This is a genomic window from Pseudomonas graminis (assembly GCF_900111735.1).
Lineage (GTDB): Bacteria > Pseudomonadota > Gammaproteobacteria > Pseudomonadales > Pseudomonadaceae > Aquipseudomonas > Aquipseudomonas graminis.
The window spans coordinates 25,358-45,800 of the sequence record NZ_FOHW01000020.1 but is presented as its reverse complement, the minus strand read 5'-3'; the positions used below and the strand labels follow the sequence as shown (position 1 = coordinate 45,800).

The following is a 20,443-nucleotide window of genomic DNA, read 5'->3' as shown; positions in this document are numbered from 1 at the left end:
AGTGGTGGAATGTGAACATGAACAGGATTCTTTCGATTATCGGCCTGTCGCTAGGGATGGCGATGCTTTCACCGGTTGTCCAGGCGGCTAACCTCAAGACGCTGGATGTCGCCGCATTGCCGGGGGATCGAGTCGAACTGAAACTGTCCTTCGACGGTCCGGTGGCGGCGCCGCGCGGTTACACCACCGAGCAACCGGCGCGCATTGCGCTGGACCTCCCGGGGGTGACCAGCCAGCTGGCGATCAAAAGCCGTGATCTGGGTTCAGGTAACGCCCACAGCGTTGTGGTCGTCGAAGCCAAGGATCGCACGCGGGTGATCATCAACCTCACCACGCTCGCGCCTTACAGCTCGCGTGTCGACGGCAACAACCTGTTTGTGGTCGTGGGACAGGGCGCCGCTGCGGCTCAGGGCTCGCAGCCGAGCACCGCCACGGGCGCGGCGCGAGTGAGCGTGCCAAGCGGACCTGCCGCCCAATCGAAGCCCGTTGCCCGCTCGTATGCGCCAGGCCCACGGTCGGTGAAAAACGTCGACTTCCAGCGCGGCGAGTTGGGTGAAGGCAACGTCATCATCGAGCTGAGCGACACCGGCATTGCCCCGGACATTCAGGAGCAGGGCGGCAAGATCCGCGTCGACTTTGCCAAAACGCAATTGCCTGAGCCGCTGCGCGTGCGTCTGGACGTCAAGGATTTCGCCACCCCGGTGCAGTTCGTCAATTCCAGCGCCACGGGTGACAAGGCCAGTATCTCCATCGAACCGTCCGGTGCGTTCGATTACTCCGCCTACCAGACCGACAACAAGCTGACCATCAGCGTGCGTCCCCTGACCAACGAAGATCAGGAGCGGCGCAACTCGGAAAAACTGGTCTACACCGGCGAGAAGCTGTCGCTGAACTTCCAGGACATCGATGTGCGCTCGGTGCTGCAACTGATCGCTGATTTCACCAACCTCAATCTGGTGGCCAGCGACACCGTGCAAGGCGGCATCACCCTGCGCCTGCAGAACGTGCCGTGGGATCAGGCACTGGATCTGGTGCTCAAGACCAAGGGCCTGGACAAGCGCAAGATCGGCAACGTCTTGCTGGTCGGTCCGGCTGACGAGATCGCTGCGCGCGAGCGCCAGGAGCTGGAATCCCTCAAGCAGATTTCCGAACTGGCCCCGCTGCGTCGCGAGTTGCTGCAAGTGAACTACGCCAAGGCCGCTGACATCGCCAAGTTGTTTCAGTCGGTGACGAGCGCAGAATCCAAGACCGACGAGCGCGGTTCGATCACCGTCGATGAGCGAACCAACAACATCATTGCCTACCAGACCCAGGATCGTCTGGACGAGCTGCGCCGCATCGTTTCGCAGCTGGACATCCCGGTGCGCCAGGTGATGATCGAGGCACGCATCGTCGAGGCCAACGTCGATTACGACAAGTCTCTCGGCGTGCGCTGGGGCGGTTCGAGCAACAGGGGCAACTTCACCGCCGGCGGCAACGGCACCGTCTCGGGCGCCTCGGCAACCAATGGTCCCTACGTCGACATGGGCGTGACCAATGCTACCTCGTCGATCGGCCTGGGCTTCCTGACCAACAACACCATTCTCGACCTCGAGCTGACGGCGATGGAGAAGAGCGGCAACGGCGAAGTGGTCTCGCAGCCAAAGGTCGTTACGTCGGACAAGGAAACCGCGAAAATCCTGAAAGGTACGGAAGTGCCTTATCAGGAAGCGAGTTCCAGCGGCGCGACGTCGGTGTCGTTCAAAGAGGCCTCGCTGTCCCTGGAAGTGACCCCGCAGATCACGCCTGACAACCGCATCATCATGGAGGTCAAGGTCACCAAAGATGAGCCGGACTACGTGAACACGGTGCTGGGTGTGCCGCCGATCAAGAAAAACGAAGTCAACGCCAAGGTGCTGGTGGCCGACGGCGAGACCATCGTAATTGGTGGCGTGTTCTCGAATACGCAGAGTAAAGTCGTCGACAAGGTGCCATTTTTAGGCGATGTGCCGTATGTTGGCCGCCTTTTCCGGCGCGATGTGGTTTCGGAGTCAAAATCCGAGCTGTTGGTGTTTCTCACTCCGCGTATCATGAACAACCAGGCGATTGCTGTGAGTCGTTGATTCTGTGCGAAATTTAATTCTTGTGGGGCCGATGGGGGCTGGCAAAAGCACCATCGGTCGCTTGCTGGCCAAAGAGCTTCGACTGCCGTTCAAGGATTCCGACAAGGAAATCGAGCTGCGAACGGGCGCCAATATTCCCTGGATCTTCGACAAGGAAGGTGAAGCGGGCTTTCGCGACCGCGAACAGGCCATGATCGCCGAGCTCTCCGCACTGGACGGCGTAGTCGTAGCCACCGGCGGGGGCGCAGTCATGCGTGAAGAAAACCGTCGCGCCCTGCACGCCGGCGGTCGGGTGGTGTATCTGCATGCGTCGGTTGAGCAGCAAGTGGGCCGGACCTCGCGGGATCGTAACCGACCGTTGTTGCGCACGGCTGACCCGGCGCGCGTGCTGCGCGAACTGCTGGCGATCCGCGATCCGCTGTACCGCGAGATCGCCGATGTCATCATCGAAACCGATGAGCGGCCCCCGCGAATGGTGGTTATCGACATACTCGCCCTGCTGGCCGAGCTTCCTCCCCGTTAAAGCGCAGACGGAAATGCGCTATCCTCGGCGACCATAAAAAGTGGGGTCGCTACATGGCCTTGCGCCATAGCCGGTGTCGGCGTCTTTCAAGACGCGCACAGGCAACCAATTGTTAACAGCGTGGGGACACATGCAGACACTCAAGGTCGAGCTTGGCGAACGCAGCTACCCGATCCATATCGGCGAAGGCTTGCTGGATCAGCCCGAGTTGCTCAAGCCGTACATTGCCGGTAAACAGGTGGCGATCGTTTCCAACGCCACCGTTGCGCCGCTCTACATGGAACGCCTGACCCGATCCCTCGCCGGTTACAGCGTCTTGCCGATCGTGCTTCCCGACGGTGAAGCCTTCAAGAACTGGGAAACCCTGCAAACCATCTTCGACGCGCTGCTTACTGCACGCCATGATCGCCGCACCACTGTGATTGCGTTGGGCGGCGGCGTTATTGGCGACATGGCCGGCTTTGCCGCTGCCTGTTACCAGCGCGGCGTCGAATTCATTCAAGTGCCGACCACACTGCTCTCCCAGGTCGATTCCTCGGTCGGTGGCAAAACCGGCATCAATCACCCGCTGGGCAAAAACATGGTGGGCGCTTTCTATCAGCCCAATGCGGTGCTGATCGACACGTTATCGCTGAACACCCTGCCTGAACGCGAACTGTCCGCCGGTCTTGCCGAGGTTATCAAATACGGTTTGATCTGTGACGAACCGTTCCTGACGTGGCTCGAAGAGAATGTGGATAAGCTGCGCGGGCTGGATCAGGTCGCGCTGACCACGGCAATCGAGCGCTCGTGCGCCGCCAAGGCGGCGGTCGTCGGTGCCGATGAGCGAGAGTCTGGTGTGCGTGCCACGCTGAACCTCGGCCACACCTTCGGCCACGCCATCGAAACCCACATGGGTTACGGCGTATGGCTGCACGGCGAGGCGGTGGCGGCAGGTACGGTGATGGCGCTGGAAATGTCGGCGCGTCTGGGCTGGATCAGCGAGCAGGAACGTGACCGCGGCGTCCGTATTTTTCAGCGCGCCGGCTTGCCGGTGGTTCCGCCGCAAGACATGACACCCGAGCACTTCCTCGAGCACATGGCGGTGGACAAAAAGGTCATTGACGGTCGTTTGCGCCTGGTGCTGTTGCGTCGCATCGGTGAAGCAGTGGTAACAGACGAATATCCACAAGAAGTACTACAGGCCACACTGGTCGCGGACTACCGCGCCTTGGTGGATCAGCTTAGAGGTTAATGAGAAATCCATGACTAGTTTGCACGCCGATGAGGCCTTCCTCGGTCATTACCAGTTGAGTCATGACCCCTTTGCAACGCGGGTTCCCGGCTTCAAGTTCTTCCCCGCACAGCGCAAGCCCGTGCTGGGCCAGCTGCATCACCTTGCGCGCTACAGCCAGCTGTTGCTGGTCGTGACCGGGCCTCAGGGCAGCGGCAAAACGCTGTTGCGTCAGGCATTGGTGGCGAGTACCAACAAGCAGTCGGTGCAGAGCGTTGTGGTGTCGGCGCGTGGCGCCGGTGATGCGACGGGCGTGCTGCGCCAGGTTGCCCAGGCGCTGAACGTCGCTCAAGCGGAAATGCGCCCGATCCTGGCGCAGGTCGTGCAGTTGGCGCTGACCGGTCAGGAAGTCTACATCCTGGTGGACGATGCCGAACAACTGGGCGAATCCGCACTCGAAGCGTTGTTGGGATTGGCAGCAGGCACCCCGGAAGGGCGTCCGCATGTCTTCCTGTTCGGCGAGGCTTCGATCATTGATCGCCTGGATCAGCTGTGCGCCGAGAGCGGTACCGAGGAAGAACGCTTCCACGTTATCGAGCTGGCACCGTATACCGAAGAAGAAACCCGTGAGTATCTGGCTCAGCGTCTCGATGGCGCAGGGCAGGGCGTTGAGTTGTTCAGCGCCGCGCAGATCACTGATATCCACGAGCAGTCCGGTGGATGGCCAGGCGCGATCAACCAGGTCGCGCGCGATTCGATGATCGAAGCCATGATTGCCAGCCGCTCTGCGGTCAAGCGTCCAAGTATGGGGTTCAAAATGCCTAAGAAACACGTGTTGGCTTTGGGTGGGGTTGTTGTCGCAGCCGTTCTCGCGGCGTGGCTGATTCCAGGCCGCAGCAACGCACCGGCCACTGCGCCAGCCAACTCTCAGGCGCAACTGCCTCTGGGTCAGGGCCAGGCGCCCGCGCAACAATCGAACAACGGTGGCCCGGCCATCGAGTTCGCCGGTAATTCGCAACCGATGCCGCTGCCGATGAACGGCTCGCAACCGGCGACCCGCGCGCCGTTGGCGGAAGCGGCGGGATCGGGCGAGGGTGACGGCGAAGATGGCGGCCCTGCGGCTAATCAATCGCTGCAGCCGCCGACCGTGACCACCACTGCGCCACCGGCAGGCGCGACGGCAAGTCCTGCTCCGACCATGGCACAGCAACCGGTTCCGGCAACGCGTCCGGCCCCGGCCGCCAAGCCAGCGCCTGCTCCGGCCCCTGCCGCGAAACCTGCCCCAGCGCCGACTCAGGTGGCCACCGCCAAACCTGCCCCGGCGCCGGCGGCCAAACCAGCAGCTGCAGCGCCTGGCGCGGCGGGCAGCGGCTGGTACGCAGGTCAGGCACCCACGCATTACGTGGTGCAGATCCTCGGCACCAGCTCTGAAGCCACCGCTCAGAGCTACGTGAAAGAGCAGGGCGCCGAGTACCGTTACTTCAAGAAAACCCTGCAGGGCAAGCCTCTGTTCGTGGTGACTTACGGCAGCTTCGCTGACCGCAATGCGGCACTGACCGCTATCAAGGCCTTGCCAGAGAAGGTTCAGGCTGGTAAACCTTGGCCTCGTACTGTCGGCAGTATCCAACAGGAACTCGCCGCCGCCCGCTGATGACGCAGGGACCTTATCCAGGTCCCTCGCTTGGCCCTCCCGATATCATGCATGAGCGTGCTGCCAACGAGCAGCGCGCCTTGCGGTGTCTGCGTCTCAGGCGCGCATTGATCTTCGGGCTCTCATTGGTCAGACTCGCAAAAAAGCTCTGACTAGCACGAGAATCGATATAAAACCTTTCATGAATGCGACATAAATTTGCGACACTTCGTCGTCAAATTTGTGAGGACTTGTGTCGCTGTGTACAATGACCTCCCTTTTGCTCCCGCAAAGCCGGCATACGTTCGGCGTGGATGGTAAATGGTTGAATTGAAAAGAAATTTGCCTCGATAAGGGGCAGCCTGGTGAGAATGTGTCTATGAAAGCAGGTCTGTACCATCCAGAAGAATTCAAGGATAACTGTGGTTTCGGCCTGATCGCCCATATGCAAGGCGAGCCCAGTCATCACCTGTTGCAGACGGCTATCGAAGCCCTGACGTGCATGACCCACCGTGGTGGTATCAACGCCGACGGCAAGACCGGTGACGGCTGCGGGCTGTTGATGCAAAAACCTGACACCTTCCTGCGTGCGGTGGCCACCGAGCACTTCGGCGTCGAGCTTCCGCGCCAGTATTGTGTTGGCATGGTCTTCCTCAATCAGGACGACGCCAGGGCCGAAGCGGCCCGCGAAAACATGAACCGTGAAATCCTGGCGGCCGGCCTGACCCTGATCGGCTGGCGTCAGGTGCCGATCGACACCAGCGTATTGGGCCGTCTGGCCCTTGAGCGTCTGCCGAAGATCGAGCAGGTGTTCATCGGTGGCGAAGGCCTGACCGATCAGGAGTTCGCGATCAAGCTGTTCTGTGCACGTCGTCGCTCCTCGGTGGCCAACGCCGCTGACACCGACCACTACATCTGCAGCTTTTCCCACAAGACCATCATCTACAAAGGCCTGATGATGCCGCGTGACCTCACGGCATTCTTCCCGGACCTCAACGACGAGCGCCTGCAGACCGCGATCTGCGTATTCCACCAGCGCTTCTCGACCAACACCCTGCCGAAATGGCCGCTGGCTCAGCCATTCCGCTTCCTCGCCCACAACGGCGAGATCAACACCATCACCGGTAACCGCAACTGGGCCCAAGCCCGTCGCACCAAGTTCACCAACGACCTGATGGACCTCGACGAGCTGGGCCCGCTGGTCAACCGCGTGGGCTCCGACTCCTCCAGCATGGACAACATGCTCGAGCTGATGGTGACCGGCGGCATCGACCTGTTCCGTGGCGTACGTATGCTCGTGCCGCCGGCGTGGCAGAACGTCGAAACCATGGACCCGGATCTGCGCGCGTTCTACGAATTCAACTCCATGCACATGGAACCGTGGGACGGCCCGGCCGGCATCGTCATGACCGAAGGTCGTCACGCCGTCTGCCTGCTGGACCGCAACGGCCTGCGCCCTGCGCGCTGGGTGACTACCAAGAACGGCTACATCACCCTCGCGTCGGAAATCGGCGTTTGGAACTACAAGCCTGAAGACGTCATCGCCAAGGGCCGTGTCGGTCCGGGCCAGATCTTCGCCGTGGACACCGAAACCGGACAGATCCTCGACACCGACGCCATCGACAGCCGTTTGAAGTCGCGCCACCCGTACAAGCAGTGGCTGCGCAAGAACGCCCTGCGTATTCAGGCGACGCTGGAAGATCACGACCACGGTTCGGCGTTCTACAACCCGGATCAGCTCAAGCAGTACATGAAGATGTTCCAGGTCACGTTCGAAGAGCGTGATCAGATCCTGCGCCCGCTGGGTGAGCAGGGTCAGGAAGCGGTCGGCTCCATGGGTGATGACACGCCGATGGCGGTGCTGTCCCGTCGCGTCCGCACGCCGTACGACTATTTCCGTCAGCAGTTCGCGCAGGTCACAAACCCGCCGATCGACCCGCTGCGTGAAGCCATCGTCATGTCGCTGGAAGTCTGCCTCGGGGCCGAGCGAAACATTTTCCAGGAGTCGCCAGAGCACGCTTCCCGCGTGATCCTCAGCTCGCCGGTCATTTCCCCGGCCAAGTGGCGCTCGCTGATGACCCTGGATCGTCCGGGCTTTGATCGTCAGATCATCGACCTGAACTACGACGAAGCCATGGGCCTGGAAGCGGCCGTGCGCAACATCGCGGACCAGGCTGAAGAAGCCGTGCGTTCGGGCAAGACCCAGATCGTCTTGAGCGACCGCCATATCGCGCCGGGCAAACTGCCGATTCACGCGTCGCTGGCCACCGGTGCGGTGCATCACCGTCTGACCGAAAAAGGCCTGCGCTGCGACAGCAACATTCTGGTCGAGACAGCAACGGCTCGCGACCCGCACCATTTCGCCGTGTTGATCGGCTTCGGCGCCTCGGCGGTCTACCCGTTCCTGGCCTACGAAGTGCTGGGCGACCTGATCCGTACCGGCGAAGTGCTGGGCGATCTGTACGAAGTCTTCAAGAACTACCGCAAAGGCATCACCAAAGGCCTGCTGAAGATCCTGTCGAAGATGGGCATTTCGACCGTCGCGTCCTACCGTGGAGCGCAGCTTTTCGAAGCCATTGGTCTGTCCGAAGAAGTCTGCGACCTGAGTTTCCGTGGCGTGCCGAGCCGCATCAAGGGCGCGCGCTTCGTCGACATCGAAGCCGAGCAGAAAGCCCTGGCCTTCGAAGCCTGGAGCGCGCGCAAGCCGATCCAGCAGGGCGGGCTGCTGAAGTTCGTCTACGGCGGCGAATACCACGCGTACAACCCTGATGTGGTGGCGACGCTGCAAGCCGCCGTTCAACAGGGTGATTACGCGAAATTCAAGGAATACACAGCGCTGGTGGACAACCGTCCGGTGTCGATGATTCGTGACCTGCTCAAGGTCAAAGAGCTCGACACGCCGCTGGGCATCGATGAAATCGAGCCGCTGGAAGGCATTCTCAAGCGCTTCGACTCGGCGGGCATCTCGCTGGGCGCGCTCTCGCCGGAAGCACACGAAGCGCTGGCCGAGGCGATGAACCGCCTGGGGGCGCGCTCCAACTCCGGTGAGGGTGGCGAGGACCCGGCGCGGTACGGCACCATCCGTAGCTCCAAGATCAAACAGATCGCAACCGGCCGTTTTGGCGTGACGCCCGAGTACCTGGTCAACGCCGACGTACTGCAGATCAAAGTGGCGCAGGGCGCCAAGCCAGGTGAGGGCGGGCAACTGCCAGGCGGCAAGGTCAACGGCCTGATCGCCAAGCTGCGTTATGCAGTGCCTGGCGTGACGCTGATTTCGCCGCCGCCGCACCATGACATCTATTCCATCGAAGACTTGTCGCAGCTGATCTTTGACCTCAAGCAGGTCAACCCGGCCGCGCTGGTCTCGGTCAAGCTCGTAGCGGAAGCAGGCGTGGGCACGATTGCGGCCGGTGTGGCCAAGGCCTACGCCGACCTGATCACCATTTCCGGCTATGACGGCGGCACCGGTGCGTCGCCGCTGTCATCGATCAAATACGCGGGCTCGCCATGGGAAATCGGCTTGGCCGAAACCCACCAGACCTTGCGCGGCAACGACCTGCGCGGCAAGGTTCGGGTGCAGACCGACGGCGGCCTGAAAACCGGCCTGGACGTGATCAAGGCGGCCATCCTTGGCGCCGAAAGCTTCGGCTTCGGTACCGCGCCGATGATCGCGCTGGGCTGCAAATACCTGCGCATCTGCCACCTGAACAACTGCGCCACCGGCGTCGCCACTCAGAACGAAAAGCTGCGCAAGGACCACTACATCGGCACCGTCGACATGGTGATCAACTTCTTCACCTACGTGGCTGAAGAGACCCGCGAATGGCTGGCCAAGCTGGGCGTGCGTTCGCTGGAAGAACTGATCGGGCGTACCGACCTGCTGGAAATCCTGCCGGGTGAAACCGCCAAGCAGCAGCATTTGGATCTGACGCCGCTGCTGGGCAGCGACCACATTCCGGCTGACAAACCGCAGTTCAGCCAGGTCGAGCGCAACCCCCCGTTCGACAAGGGCCTGCTGGCCGAGAAAATGGTCGAACTGGCGATCTCCGCCATTCAGTCCAAGAGCAGCGGCGACTACGAACTGGACATCTGCAACTGCGACCGCTCCATCGGCGCGCGGATTTCCGGCGAAATCGCCAAGCTCCACGGCAACCAGGGCATGAACGATGCGCCGGTGACCTTCCGCTTCAAGGGCACGGCCGGGCAGAGCTTCGGTGTGTGGAATGCCGGCGGCTTGAACATGTACCTGGAAGGCGACGCCAACGACTACGTCGGCAAAGGCATGACCGCCGGCAAGCTGGTGATCGTGCCGCCGAAAGGCAGCCCGTTTAAAACCCAGGACAGCGCCATCATTGGCAACACCTGCCTGTACGGCGCGACCGGCGGCAAGCTGTTCGCAGCGGGCACGGCGGGCGAGCGTTTCGCGGTGCGTAACTCAGGCGCCCACACCGTTGTGGAAGGCACGGGCGACCACTGCTGCGAGTACATGACTGGCGGTTTCGTCTGTGTGCTGGGCAAGACCGGCTACAACTTCGGCTCAGGCATGACCGGCGGTTTCGCCTACGTGCTCGATCAGGACAACACCTTCGTTGACCGGGTCAATCACGAACTGGTCGAGATTCAGCGCATCAGCGGTGAAGCGATGGAAGCCTATCGCAGCCACCTGGAGCGCGTGCTGGCCGAATACGTGACCGAAACCGACAGCGAGTGGGGCCGCAATCTCTGGGAAAACCTCGACGACTACCTGCGCCGCTTCTGGCTGGTGAAGCCGAAGGCCGCGAGCTTGAAGTCGCTGTTGTCCAGCACCCGCGCGAATCCGCAATAACAGCAGCTGCGAGCGGCAAGCTTCAAGCCGCAAGTTAACGGCAGCGCGCGAGTGCCTGCGAACATGATTTTCTTGCAGCTTCAAGCGTGGCGCTTGGGGCTGTAGTCAGGAGTTCTAACACCATGGCTGAACGTCTCAGTAACGACTTCCAGTTCATCGAAGTCGGGCGTAAAGATCCGAAGAAGAAACTGCTGCGTCAGCGCAAGAAAGAGTTCGTGGAAATCTACGAACCTTTCAAGCCCCAGCAGTCCGCCGATCAGGCGCACCGTTGCCTGGGTTGCGGCAATCCGTACTGTGAATGGAAATGCCCTGTGCATAACTTCATTCCCAACTGGCTGAAGCTGGTGTCCGAGGGCAACATCCTCGCGGCGGCCGAGCTGTCGCACCAGACCAACACCCTGCCGGAAGTCTGCGGCCGCGTGTGCCCGCAGGATCGTCTGTGCGAGGGCGCGTGCACCCTCAACGACGGCTTCGGTGCGGTCACCATTGGTTCGGTCGAGAAGTACATCACCGACACGGCCTTCGCCATGGGCTGGCGCCCGGACATGTCCCGCGTCGTGCCCAACGGCAAGCGCGTGGCCATCATCGGCGCAGGCCCGGCCGGCCTGGGCTGCGCCGACGTTCTGGTGCGTGGCGGCGTAAAGCCGGTGGTGTTCGACAAGAACCCGGAAATCGGCGGTCTGCTGACCTTCGGTATCCCCGAGTTCAAGCTTGAAAAGAGCGTGCTGAGCAATCGCCGCGAAGTGTTCACCGGCATGGGCATCGAGTTCCGTCTCAACACCGAGATCGGCAAGGACATCACCGTCGAGCAGTTGCTGGAAGAGTACGACGCGGTGTTCATGGGCATGGGCACGTACACCTACATGAAGGGCGGCTTCCCCGGTGAAGACCTGCCGGGCGTGCATGACGCGCTGGATTTCCTGATCGCCAACGTCAACCGCAACATGGGCTTCGAAAAGTCGCCGGAAGATTTCGTCGACATGAAGGGCAAGAAGGTTGTGGTACTGGGCGGTGGCGATACGGCGATGGACTGCAACCGCACGTCGATCCGCCAGGGCGCCAAGTCAGTGACCTGCGCCTACCGCCGGGACGAAGAAAACATGCCGGGCTCGCGCAAGGAAGTGAAGAACGCCAAGGAAGAGGGCGTAAGGTTCCTCTACAACCGTCAGCCCATCGCCATCGTGGGCGAGGATCGGGTCGAAGGCGTGAAAGTCGTCGAAACGCGCCTGGGCGAGCCGGATGCGCGAGGCCGTCGCAGCCCCGAGCCGATCCCAGGCTCCGAAGAGATCATCCCGGCGGATGCCGTGGTTATCGCGTTCGGTTTCCGTCCGAGCCCGGCGTTGTGGTTCGATCCGCAGGGTATCCAGGTCGACAGCCAGGGCCGTGTCGTGGCGCCGGAGCAGGGCCAGTTCAAGCACCAGACCAGCAACCCGAAGATCTTCGCCGGTGGCGACATGGTGCGCGGGTCTGATCTGGTGGTGACGGCGATCTTTGAAGGCCGCAACGCGGCTGAAGGGATTCTGGATTACCTGGGCGTCTAGTTGACGCCTGCGGCAAGCTGCAAGCGGCAAGCGGCAAGCTCCAAGCCACAAGCTTAAGGCAGACGCTGATCTGCTTTTACTTGAAGCTTGCGGCTTGAAGCTCGCAGATGCATTGATGCAACAAATCGCCCCGATAAATAAAAGGCACGGCACCGACCGTGCCTTTTATGTTGGTGTCTGAGAAAATGCCCGCACTTTTTTTCCGGATGCCGACATGACTGCCCTGAAGAACGACCGTTTCCTTCGCGCCCTGCTCAAGCAGCCTGTTGACGTCACGCCTGTATGGATGATGCGCCAGGCCGGCCGCTATCTGCCGGAGTACCGCGCCAGTCGCGCCAAGGCCGGGGACTTCATGAGCTTGTGCATGAACCCGGCGTTTGCCTGTGAAGTCACCCTGCAGCCCCTTGAGCGCTATCCGCTCGACGCCGCCATTCTGTTCTCCGACATCCTCACCGTTCCCGACGCCATGGGCCTGGGCCTGTACTTCGAAACCGGCGAAGGCCCGCGCTTCCGCAAAACCGTCACCACACTGGCTGACATCGAAGCGTTGCCGATCCCTGACGCGCAGAAAGACCTCGGCTACGTCATGGACGCGGTCAGCACCATTCGCCGCGAGCTCAACGGCCGCGTGCCGCTGATCGGCTTCGCTGGCAGCCCGTGGACCCTGGCGACGTATATGGTTGAAGGCGGCTCGTCTAAGGACTTCCGTAAATCCAAGGCCATGCTCTACGACAACCCGCAGGCCATGCACTTGCTGCTCGACAAGCTCGCACAATCGGTCACGGCGTACCTGAACGGCCAGATTCTCGCAGGCGCCCAAGCGGTGCAGATCTTCGATAGCTGGGGCGGTAGCCTTTCTGCTGCGGCGTATCAGGAGTTTTCACTGGCCTACATGCGCAAGATCGTCAGCGGCCTGATCCGTGAGCATGACGGGCGCAAAGTGCCGGTCATTCTATTCACCAAGGGCGGCGGCATGTGGCTGGAAAGCATCGCTGACGCCGGCGCCGATGCGCTGGGCCTGGACTGGACCTGCGACATCGGCGAAGCCCGCCGTCGAGTCGGCAGCAAGGTCGCGCTGCAGGGCAACATGGACCCGACCGTGCTTTACGCCAATCCTCAAGCCATCCGCCAGGAAGTCTCCAACATCCTCGCCAGCTATGGCAGCGGTACCGGCCACGTCTTCAACCTCGGCCACGGCATCACCCCCGAAGTCGATCCGGCCAACGCCGGCGCCTTCATCGAAGCGGTGCATGAAATGTCGGCGAAGTATCACCAGTAAGCGGTTCGCAGACATGAAGACGCCCGGCTAATGCCGGGCGTTTTTGTGTGGGGTTAGGCACGCAAAGAGCACAGATCTATAGACTCTGAGCGTCGGGCGCCGGATAGCTTCTGCCGAAGGCGTAGGAGCGCGCTTGCCCGCGATCTGGCGCGAAGCGGCAGTGGCTGTACCTCTGTGGTAGATCAGCAAGTCCGTCCTCGAAGTTCTTGCGGCCGGTTCCCGCCCGATCGCGGGCAAGCGTGCTCCTACAGTTGCATGTGCGGCTGTTGGCTCAAACCTGCACATTCACCGCCAGCGGTTTAACCTTCGCCAGTTTCAGCGCTACGGCGAGGGCGATCAGCAGGAGGGTACCGATGAAGGCGCCGATGCCGTTCCAGCCGGCGTAGTGCCAGAACACGCCGCCGCCGGTGCCGGCAACGCTGGAGCCCACGTAATAGCTGAACAAGTACAGCGACGAGGCCTGGCCTTTGGCTTTGATGGCGCGGCGGCCGATCCAGCTGCTGGCGACGGAGTGGGCGCCGAAGAAGCCGAAGGTGAACATCAGCACGCCAACGATCACCACCACCAGCGGGGTGAGCATGGTTAGCGCCACGCCGACGAGCATCAGCACGATTACGGCCCACAACACGTTGCGTCGGCCTAGTTGGTCGGCCAGGGCGCCGATCTTCGCCGAGCTGTAGATGCCGGACAGGTACACCACCGAGAACAAACCGACCACGGCCTGGCTCAAGTTGTACGGGTCGGCCAGCAAGCGGTAGCCGATGTAGTTGAACAGCGTTACGAACGCGCCCATCAGCAGGAAGCCTTCCAGAAACAGCCACGGCAGCCCGGCATCACGGAACTGCAGGACAAAGCCTTCCAGCAGGCTGCGGCCATTGAGCGGTCTTGCGCGGAAATTGCGCGACGGTGGCAGGATTTTCCAGAACACGCCCGCCGCGCCCAGCGCGATGATGCCCATGATCAACAGTGCCGTGTGCCAGCTGACGTAATCGCTCAAGACCCCGGTGATCACCCGGCCACTCATGCCGCCGATGGCGTTACCACCGATGTACAAGCCCATTGCCAAGCCGATGTGCTGGGGATGGATTTCTTCGCTTAGGTAGGTCATGGCGACGGCGGCGAGTCCGCTCAACGACAACCCTACGAACGCCCGCGTGATGAGCACGCCCTCCCAGGTCGGCATCAATGCGCTGGCGATGGTGAAAAGAGCGGCGGAGAACAGCGAGAAGACCATCACCGACTTGCGCCCGAGGCGGTCGGAAATGGGCCCGGTGATGAGCAACCCGATCGCCAGCATCGCGGTGGACACCGACAGAATCATGCTGCTCTGGGCGGCGTTGATGGAGAAGTCTCGAGACAGCACCGGCATCATCGGTTGCACGCAGTACAGCAGCGCAAACGTGGCGAAGCCGCCGGAGAACAGCGCAAGTACGGTACGAATGAAAGCAGGCGTGTCCTTCTCGATGTAGGTATCGCCCAACGGGATGGCTGCTGTGACGAGCTCGGCAGGCGCGGAAGGGGATGCAGCAGTATTCACGGGTGACCTCAGACGGCAGAGCGGGGAGCAGTGGCAAAAGAATATAGCCGCCTAACGATTGCTTCCAATATATTGTTCGACCTGTTTGATAGGTTTGACGACCTACTGGAATAACCATGGAATTACGTCATCTGCGTTACTTCATTGCTGTCGCTGAAGAGCTGCATTTTGGTCGGGCCGCTCAGGCGCTCGGCATCTCGCAACCGCCGTTGAGCCAGCAGATTCAGGCGCTGGAGCAAGAACTCGGCGCCCGTCTCTTTGAGCGCACCAATCGACATGTGGCGCTGAGCGAAGCGGGCCGGTTGTTTCTCGATGAAGCGCGCCTGGTGCTGGCACAGGTCGAGAAGGCTTCTGATGTGGCGCGGCGCGCACAGTTGGGCGAACTGGGGGAGCTTAAGATCGGCTTCACAGCATCCGCGCCGTTCACCTCAAGCATCCCCCAGGCCATATTCGCGTTTCGCCAGCGCTATCCCGCTGTGCACCTGGCGCTTCAGGAAATGAGCAGTCGGGAAGTCGCCGAGCGGCTCGAGAATGAGTCGATGCAAGTGGGCATCATGCGACCGCTCCCGTTGCCGGATTCGTTGGTCGCCGTGGAGCTGCTGCACGAGCCGCTAGTGGCAATCCTGCGCTCGGACCATCCATTGGCGGAAGGCTCGGAACGCGGCATTCATTTGCGGGAACTGGCCAGCGAGCCGTTCGTGTTCTTTCCGCGCAGCTACGGCAGCGGGCTCTACGCGCAGTTGCTGGATCTGGCTCGGGAAGCAGGATTCAGCCCGTTGTTTACCCAGGAGGCGGGTGAGGCGATGACCATCATTGGCCTGGTAGCGGCAGGACTGGGCGTAACGGTGCTGCCGGCGTCCTATCAACGCATGCGCATCGACGGGGTGGTGTACCGGACGCTGCTGGATGCCCAGGCGACGTCAGCGGTGTGGCTGGTGCAACGCAAGGACCAGAAGTCGCCCATGGCCAAGGCGTTTGTCGAGCTGGTGACGCGCAAAGCGGGGTGAAGCGGAGGCGCTGCATAGAAATGCTGGCGTTGTTGCACGGTTCCAATGCGCAGACGCGTGCAACGGGGAGCGAGCTACCCCGTCATTTGCTCGCCTTGCCCTGGAGTGGACTGACCAAGTACTTCAGCTCGCCGCTTTCCATGCTGATCCGGAAGACACCTTCGGAGGCGTAATCGACGAACCAGCGATCGTCCAGGCTGCGACCGTAGGGACGCAGCTGCACGCCAGGATAGTCAAAGCGCACTTCTTCCAGGGACGTCAGGGCGAAAAGCACGGCCGCGAACAGCTCTCTTGCCTCATGGTTGGGTGGCAGTTGGCTGTCTGCCTTCCAGCGCTCCTCGCGAAGCTGCTGACGTGCCACCGGAGTACCGAGTGAGTCCAGCAACGAGAAGCGCAGGCCGTGGCGTTCCTTCTGGATCGTCATCATCCAATCTTCGCGCTGACCGGCTTGCTCACGCTGGACATGCAGCTGCACGGGAAATTTGATGTGAGGTATTTGCGCAGGCAGCGGCGCATGGCTCGCGCAGCCACTCACCAACAACACGCATAACAGCAAGAAAGCGCGAATCATGAAGCTTTACCTTCCAGGTGAGCCGACAATTTTTTATTCCGGGCTTCGAGTCGTCAAAATGACACCGGCTATAGCGCGGCGCCATCACCGGGTGACGGGCATTATCTCGATGCCGGCGCACTGAGGCAAACGTTGAAACAAATAGCGTGTTAACTGACGGTCTTTCTTGCGGGTATGGCGGCAGCCTCTGTCACTGTGTTGTAGGCGCGATCGGTCTTTCGATGACGTAGCCCTCATCCTAACGGTCAGATTTTTCCGAGAGGCTCGCCCTACTCATCGCGATTGCCTAGACTCGGACCCTTCACCGGGTCGCAGGCGATCCTTCACGGCTAGACAGCAACAGGGAGTCTTACATGCGGCGTGTGGTGTTCAATCAGAAGGGCGGCGTTGGCAAGTCCAGCATCGCCTGCAATCTGGCGGCTGTCAGTGCTCATGAGGGTTATCGGACGCTGTTGATCGATCTGGACGCTCAGGCCAACTCGACGCAGTACCTCACCGGTCTGACCGGTGAGGAGATTCCCATGGGGATCGCTGATTTCTTCAAGCAAACCTTGTCTTCCGGGCCTGGCGCCAAGAAGAATCAGGTCGACATCTATGAAACGCCCTTCGACAACCTTCATGTCGTGACTGCCACAGCGGAGTTGGCGGATCTGCAGCCCAAGCTGGAAGCCAAGCACAAGATCAACAAGCTCCGGAAACTGCTGGATGAGCTGAGCGAAGATTATGAACGCATCTACCTCGACACGCCCCCGGCGCTGAACTTTTACGCGGTATCGGCGTTGATCGCGGCGGATCGTGTGCTGATTCCGTTTGACTGCGACAGCTTCTCCCGTCAAGCGCTGTACGGGCTGCTCAAGGAAATCGAAGAGCTGAAGGAAGATCACAACGAAGATCTGCAGGTGGAAGGCATTATCGTCAACCAGTTCCAGGCGCGGGCGAGCCTGCCCCAGCAGATCCTTGATGAACTCATCGCCGAAGGGCTGCCGGTGTTGCCCGTCTACCTCACCAGTTCGATCAAGATGCGTGAATCTCATCAAGCCAATATGCCGCTGATCCATCTGGAGCCGCGGCATAAGCTGACTCAGCAATTTGTCGAGCTGCATCACTTGCTGGAAACGGGTGCGGGTAATCGCTGACGGCTAAGCGAGCGGTGCGTGGCTTTCCCGTCGGGCTCGGGTCATGTGTTTGGCTCGCTTGCGCGCCTTTTCAGCCATGTCCTTGGGAATGTCGATGGTCGCGTCCATGTCCGCTTGAAGCGCGGTCTGGCTGGCGATCAAACGATGGGTGCCTTCCGCGCAGCCGCAGCGCACTGTCTGCCCGTGCGTCGCCACCGCCACGAGTTCGTCGATGAAGGTCGGATTGCCTTGGGCAATGAAGCCGATCTGAGCGCACCGCTCGCACCAGACCGGATCACCCATGCGCGCCAGGCGCCTGTCCTCCCAAGTGTGCAAGCCTGTAGCACTCAAAACCATGCCGCCGGTTGTCGTTGAATCGCCCTCTCTGACCACGTATGTCATTGCTAACCACTCCAGGGTACCGATAGGAGTGGCGAAGCCTAGACGCAGAATTCGACGAGTTCGAGGCTAAAGAGTGCTTTCAGAACATGCCTACAGCGCTGGCTGTCACGCACTTCAATCGCTGAAGAAACGCCTTTCAGATTCCCTGACTGGTCAGCCAGGCCATCAGCTGTTGCAATGGCATTGCGCCACTTTGCCGGGCGACTTCACGGCCGTCCTTAAACAGGATCAGGCTCGGGATCGAGCGAATCCCCAATTGCGCGGAAAGCTGCTGATTGGCCTCACTGTCCAGCTTCGCCAGGCGAACCCGACCGCTCAGCTGAGTGGCCGCTTGCTCGAACGTCGGCGCGAAGGATTTGCACGGACCGCACCACTCCGCCCAGACGTCCACCAGCAGCGGCAGGTCGCCCTTGATCTGGCTGGCATAGTCGCCCTGCGTCAGATTGAACGGCGTGCTGAGCAAAACCGGCTGCTTGCAGCGCCCGCATCTCGGCTGGTCGGACAGCCGCCCGGCAGGGATGCGATTGAGCCCGTTGCAGTGTGGGCAGGGGATCAGCAGGGAATCGGACATGACAGAGGCCTAGGTGGGATTGATGACTATTAGGTGGAGTCAGGGAGGTGGGTTATCAAGCTTTGCGGCTGCCCCTTTAGCGACGGGATGTCATCAATGGCGGTCGGCTTTCATTTATCACCTGGAACGCCAGGTGGGAACTACCCCAAAGTTCGCCGTTCGCTAAGCATCCCACGTCTGAAAAATCTCGAACCTGAAGACGCAACAAATTCCCCTTTCACCCTTCGTCCCAACCCCCAACTGCGCGCGTTAAGCCCAATCTTCGACCGCTGATTATCCGAAAGCCCCCCCCGTTTGCCTAACTGTTCGCCCTGCCTGCCTGTCGCTAGTGTCGATGCGAGGAGGTGACTGACGACCATGCGCGTTGGCTCCTGCCATCTCATAGCCAGGGAGTTGCCCATGATCAGCCAGATCCAGGCCGCCGTTGCAGCGTTTGTCGCGAACAAAAAGCCAGCGGTTGACGCCGTCCCAAACAGCGAACCCAAAACCGTCGATAAACCTGCAGCGACCGCGACCGACAAAGCGACGTTTTCGACACTGGCGGCTCAGTTGAACGAGAGCGCAGCGCGAGCCGAGAAGAGGGACGCAGGGATGACCCACGCCGAGCTGCGGCAATACGGGCGTAATCGCATCAATGAGTTTTTGATCGAAGGCCGCACAGTCAATAGCGGCACCCGGGCCATGGAAGTGCCCAAGACAAACGACCCCGAACTGCTGGACCGGGCGCGCGAGGCTAGTGCGTTCGTGACCCGGACGTTGGCAGGTGACAAGAACGCCAAGAGCCCGTTCGAGAACCTCTCACGCGAGCAACTGAACCTGATTGCCTTCGACGACAGCGCAAGCTTCACCCTCAACGAGCGGCGCGCGGCCTGGCAGGGCGTGCAGAAGATGGACGAGGACTGGCGCAACGTTGCGATAAACGATGGGGTGATCGAGCAAGCCCGGACGGGCAAGGCCTCCCACTTCTATAACGACGCCCTGAGCTACCTCAAGTCGCTGCCTGCGATTGAAAAGGCAGTGAGTTATCCCAAAGGAGCAGAAGCGATCGTGGAAGCGCGGATCAAGAGCGACCTCACGCTGCCCGGTTTACCGGGCACTTTCGGACGCCAGGCGCCAGACCGCAAGCTGACCCTCTACGACATCCTCGCCGGCATCGTGGACACCACCAAAGACAAGAAAACCGACCCGAACAATATCGTTCACACGAAGAAGTTCTCGCCTCGAACTTCACCTGAGCCAGCTACGGCGGCTGCGCAGGGGGTTGAAAAGCCAGCGGCTGTGAATGCGGATGCGCGAGTTGAGCAAGCGGGTGCTGCGTCCAGGGATGAGAAGGCAGCGGGATAAAAGAATGCTTCGGCCATCGCAGTGTGTGATGGCCGTATGGTTGGCTAAGCTGGATATTGCACGCATAACGGTAGGGAAATGCACGTCATCACTGAAAAGCGAATCTGGGAGGCAAAGAAGAAATGGCCACAATCGGCAACGGCTCTAGACGCTTGGTACCGCTTAATCAAAGCATCCAGGCTGAACGACTTTAGTGCGAAGAGAGCGATGCTGCCTTCGACAGATAAAGTGGGAAAATTTCATGTTTTTGATATCGGCGGGAACAAGATCCGGTTGATTGCGTCGGTTAACTAATCAGCGCAGCGGCTGTACATAAAGCATGTGTTCGACCATCGTGAATACGACAAAGGTAAATGGAGGGATGAGCAATGAGCGCGCTCATTAAACAGGCTGCGGAGCACTGGCATCACTTGGCGCCATTACTTACTCGGCCTGAAACGGAAGCTGAATATGACCTGCTTGTCAGCGGGCTCGACGAACTGTTGGAGATCATCGGAGAGGATGAGCAGCACCCTCTGAATCGTCTCGCCATATTGGTCAGCGAAATGATTGAAGCCTATGACCATGAGCATCGGCCCATGCCTATGGCCTCAGGCTCCGAGACGCTGCGTTACCTGATGCACGAGCACAACCTTGGCCAAGGCGACTTGCCTGACGTGGGGACGCAGTCCGTCATTTCCGAAATACTCTCAGGCGAGCGCCAGTTGAGCCTCAATCAGATCCGCAAGATTTCGGAGCGTTTCGGCGTGCCGGTAGAGGTCTTTATCTGACCTCAACTTGCCC

At 60.7% G+C, this 20,443-nt stretch carries 15 protein-coding genes and 1 pseudogene; 12 read left to right on the top strand and 4 right to left on the bottom strand.

Annotated features, from left to right (window positions below; all coding sequences use genetic code 11):
- Positions 1-17 precede the first annotated feature (17 nt).
- The 7 genes from BMY98_RS15885 (at position 18) to hemE (ending at position 13,113) form a co-directional block, all read left to right on the top strand.
- The gene (locus BMY98_RS15885; RefSeq protein ID WP_074890847.1) at positions 18-2,102 is read left to right on the top strand and encodes a type IV pilus secretin PilQ; all 2,085 of its coding nucleotides are present in this window, start codon (positions 18-20) and stop codon (positions 2,100-2,102) included.
- Positions 2,103-2,106: 4 nt separating this feature from the next.
- On the top strand, positions 2,107-2,625 hold the full coding sequence (gene aroK, locus BMY98_RS15880; RefSeq protein ID WP_065986620.1) for a shikimate kinase AroK: 519 nt from the start codon (positions 2,107-2,109) through the stop codon (positions 2,623-2,625).
- 130 nt (positions 2,626-2,755) lie between these two features.
- Complete coding sequence (aroB, locus tag BMY98_RS15875) at positions 2,756-3,859, top strand: 3-dehydroquinate synthase (protein WP_074890775.1); 1,104 nt, start codon at positions 2,756-2,758, stop codon at positions 3,857-3,859.
- A 10-nt stretch (positions 3,860-3,869) separates the two neighbouring features.
- The gene (locus tag BMY98_RS15870) at positions 3,870-5,489 is read left to right on the top strand and encodes an SPOR domain-containing protein (RefSeq protein WP_074890773.1); all 1,620 of its coding nucleotides are present in this window, start codon (positions 3,870-3,872) and stop codon (positions 5,487-5,489) included.
- A 358-nt stretch (positions 5,490-5,847) separates the two neighbouring features.
- Positions 5,848-10,293 carry a glutamate synthase large subunit gene (gene gltB, locus BMY98_RS15860; protein ID WP_074890771.1) on the top strand — a complete coding sequence of 1,482 codons (4,446 nt, stop codon included), beginning with the start codon at positions 5,848-5,850 and terminating at the stop codon, positions 10,291-10,293.
- 122 nt (positions 10,294-10,415) lie between these two features.
- Positions 10,416-11,834 carry an FAD-dependent oxidoreductase gene (locus BMY98_RS15855; protein WP_065986613.1) on the top strand — a complete coding sequence of 473 codons (1,419 nt, stop codon included), beginning with the start codon at positions 10,416-10,418 and terminating at the stop codon, positions 11,832-11,834.
- 214 nt (positions 11,835-12,048) lie between these two features.
- Positions 12,049-13,113, top strand: a complete 1,065-nt coding sequence (gene hemE, locus BMY98_RS15850) for a uroporphyrinogen decarboxylase (protein WP_074890769.1) — start codon at positions 12,049-12,051, stop codon at positions 13,111-13,113.
- Positions 13,114-13,384: 271 nt separating this feature from the next.
- Here hemE and BMY98_RS15845 read toward each other — a convergent pair whose 3' ends face one another.
- Positions 13,385-14,650, bottom strand: a complete 1,266-nt coding sequence (locus tag BMY98_RS15845) for an MFS transporter (RefSeq protein ID WP_074890767.1) — start codon at positions 14,648-14,650, stop codon at positions 13,385-13,387.
- A 116-nt stretch (positions 14,651-14,766) separates the two neighbouring features.
- Here BMY98_RS15845 and BMY98_RS15840 point away from each other — a divergent pair, with 116 nt between their 5' ends.
- Positions 14,767-15,657: a LysR family transcriptional regulator gene (locus tag BMY98_RS15840; protein ID WP_074890764.1), complete on the top strand. Its 891-nt coding sequence runs from the start codon at positions 14,767-14,769 to the stop codon at positions 15,655-15,657.
- An 82-nt stretch (positions 15,658-15,739) separates the two neighbouring features.
- On the opposite strand, the gene BMY98_RS15835 is transcribed toward BMY98_RS15840, so the two are convergent.
- Positions 15,740-16,228 carry a DUF3261 domain-containing protein gene (locus tag BMY98_RS15835; RefSeq protein WP_074890762.1) on the bottom strand — a complete coding sequence of 163 codons (489 nt, stop codon included), beginning with the start codon at positions 16,226-16,228 and terminating at the stop codon, positions 15,740-15,742.
- A 353-nt stretch (positions 16,229-16,581) separates the two neighbouring features.
- On the opposite strand from BMY98_RS15835, the gene BMY98_RS15830 reads away from it, so the two are divergent.
- Positions 16,582-17,364, top strand: a complete 783-nt coding sequence (locus BMY98_RS15830) for a ParA family protein (protein WP_074890760.1) — start codon at positions 16,582-16,584, stop codon at positions 17,362-17,364.
- A gap of 3 nt (positions 17,365-17,367) precedes the next feature.
- On the opposite strand, the gene BMY98_RS15825 is transcribed toward BMY98_RS15830, so the two are convergent.
- Together BMY98_RS15825 and trxC are read right to left on the bottom strand one after the other, a co-directional pair.
- On the bottom strand, positions 17,368-17,745 hold the full coding sequence (locus BMY98_RS15825) for a PAAR domain-containing protein (protein ID WP_074890758.1): 378 nt from the start codon (positions 17,743-17,745) through the stop codon (positions 17,368-17,370).
- Between the two features lie 136 nt (positions 17,746-17,881).
- Positions 17,882-18,316 carry a thioredoxin TrxC gene (trxC, locus tag BMY98_RS15820; RefSeq protein WP_074890756.1) on the bottom strand — a complete coding sequence of 145 codons (435 nt, stop codon included), beginning with the start codon at positions 18,314-18,316 and terminating at the stop codon, positions 17,882-17,884.
- A gap of 399 nt (positions 18,317-18,715) precedes the next feature.
- On the opposite strand from trxC, the gene BMY98_RS15815 reads away from it, so the two are divergent.
- The 3 genes and pseudogenes from BMY98_RS15815 to BMY98_RS15805 all read left to right on the top strand — a co-directional run bounded on the left by BMY98_RS15815 (position 18,716) and on the right by BMY98_RS15805 (position 20,430).
- Entirely contained in the window at positions 18,716-19,660 is a 945-nt protein-coding gene (locus BMY98_RS15815; RefSeq protein ID WP_074890754.1) for a hypothetical protein, read from the top strand.
- A 78-nt stretch (positions 19,661-19,738) separates the two neighbouring features.
- Positions 19,739-20,032, top strand: a pseudogene (locus tag BMY98_RS15810) (type II toxin-antitoxin system HigB family toxin).
- Entirely contained in the window at positions 20,029-20,430 is a 402-nt protein-coding gene (locus BMY98_RS15805) for a helix-turn-helix domain-containing protein (RefSeq protein ID WP_074890752.1), read from the top strand. Before BMY98_RS15810 ends, BMY98_RS15805 begins: the two are co-directional and overlap by 4 nt.
- Positions 20,431-20,443 lie beyond the last annotated feature (13 nt).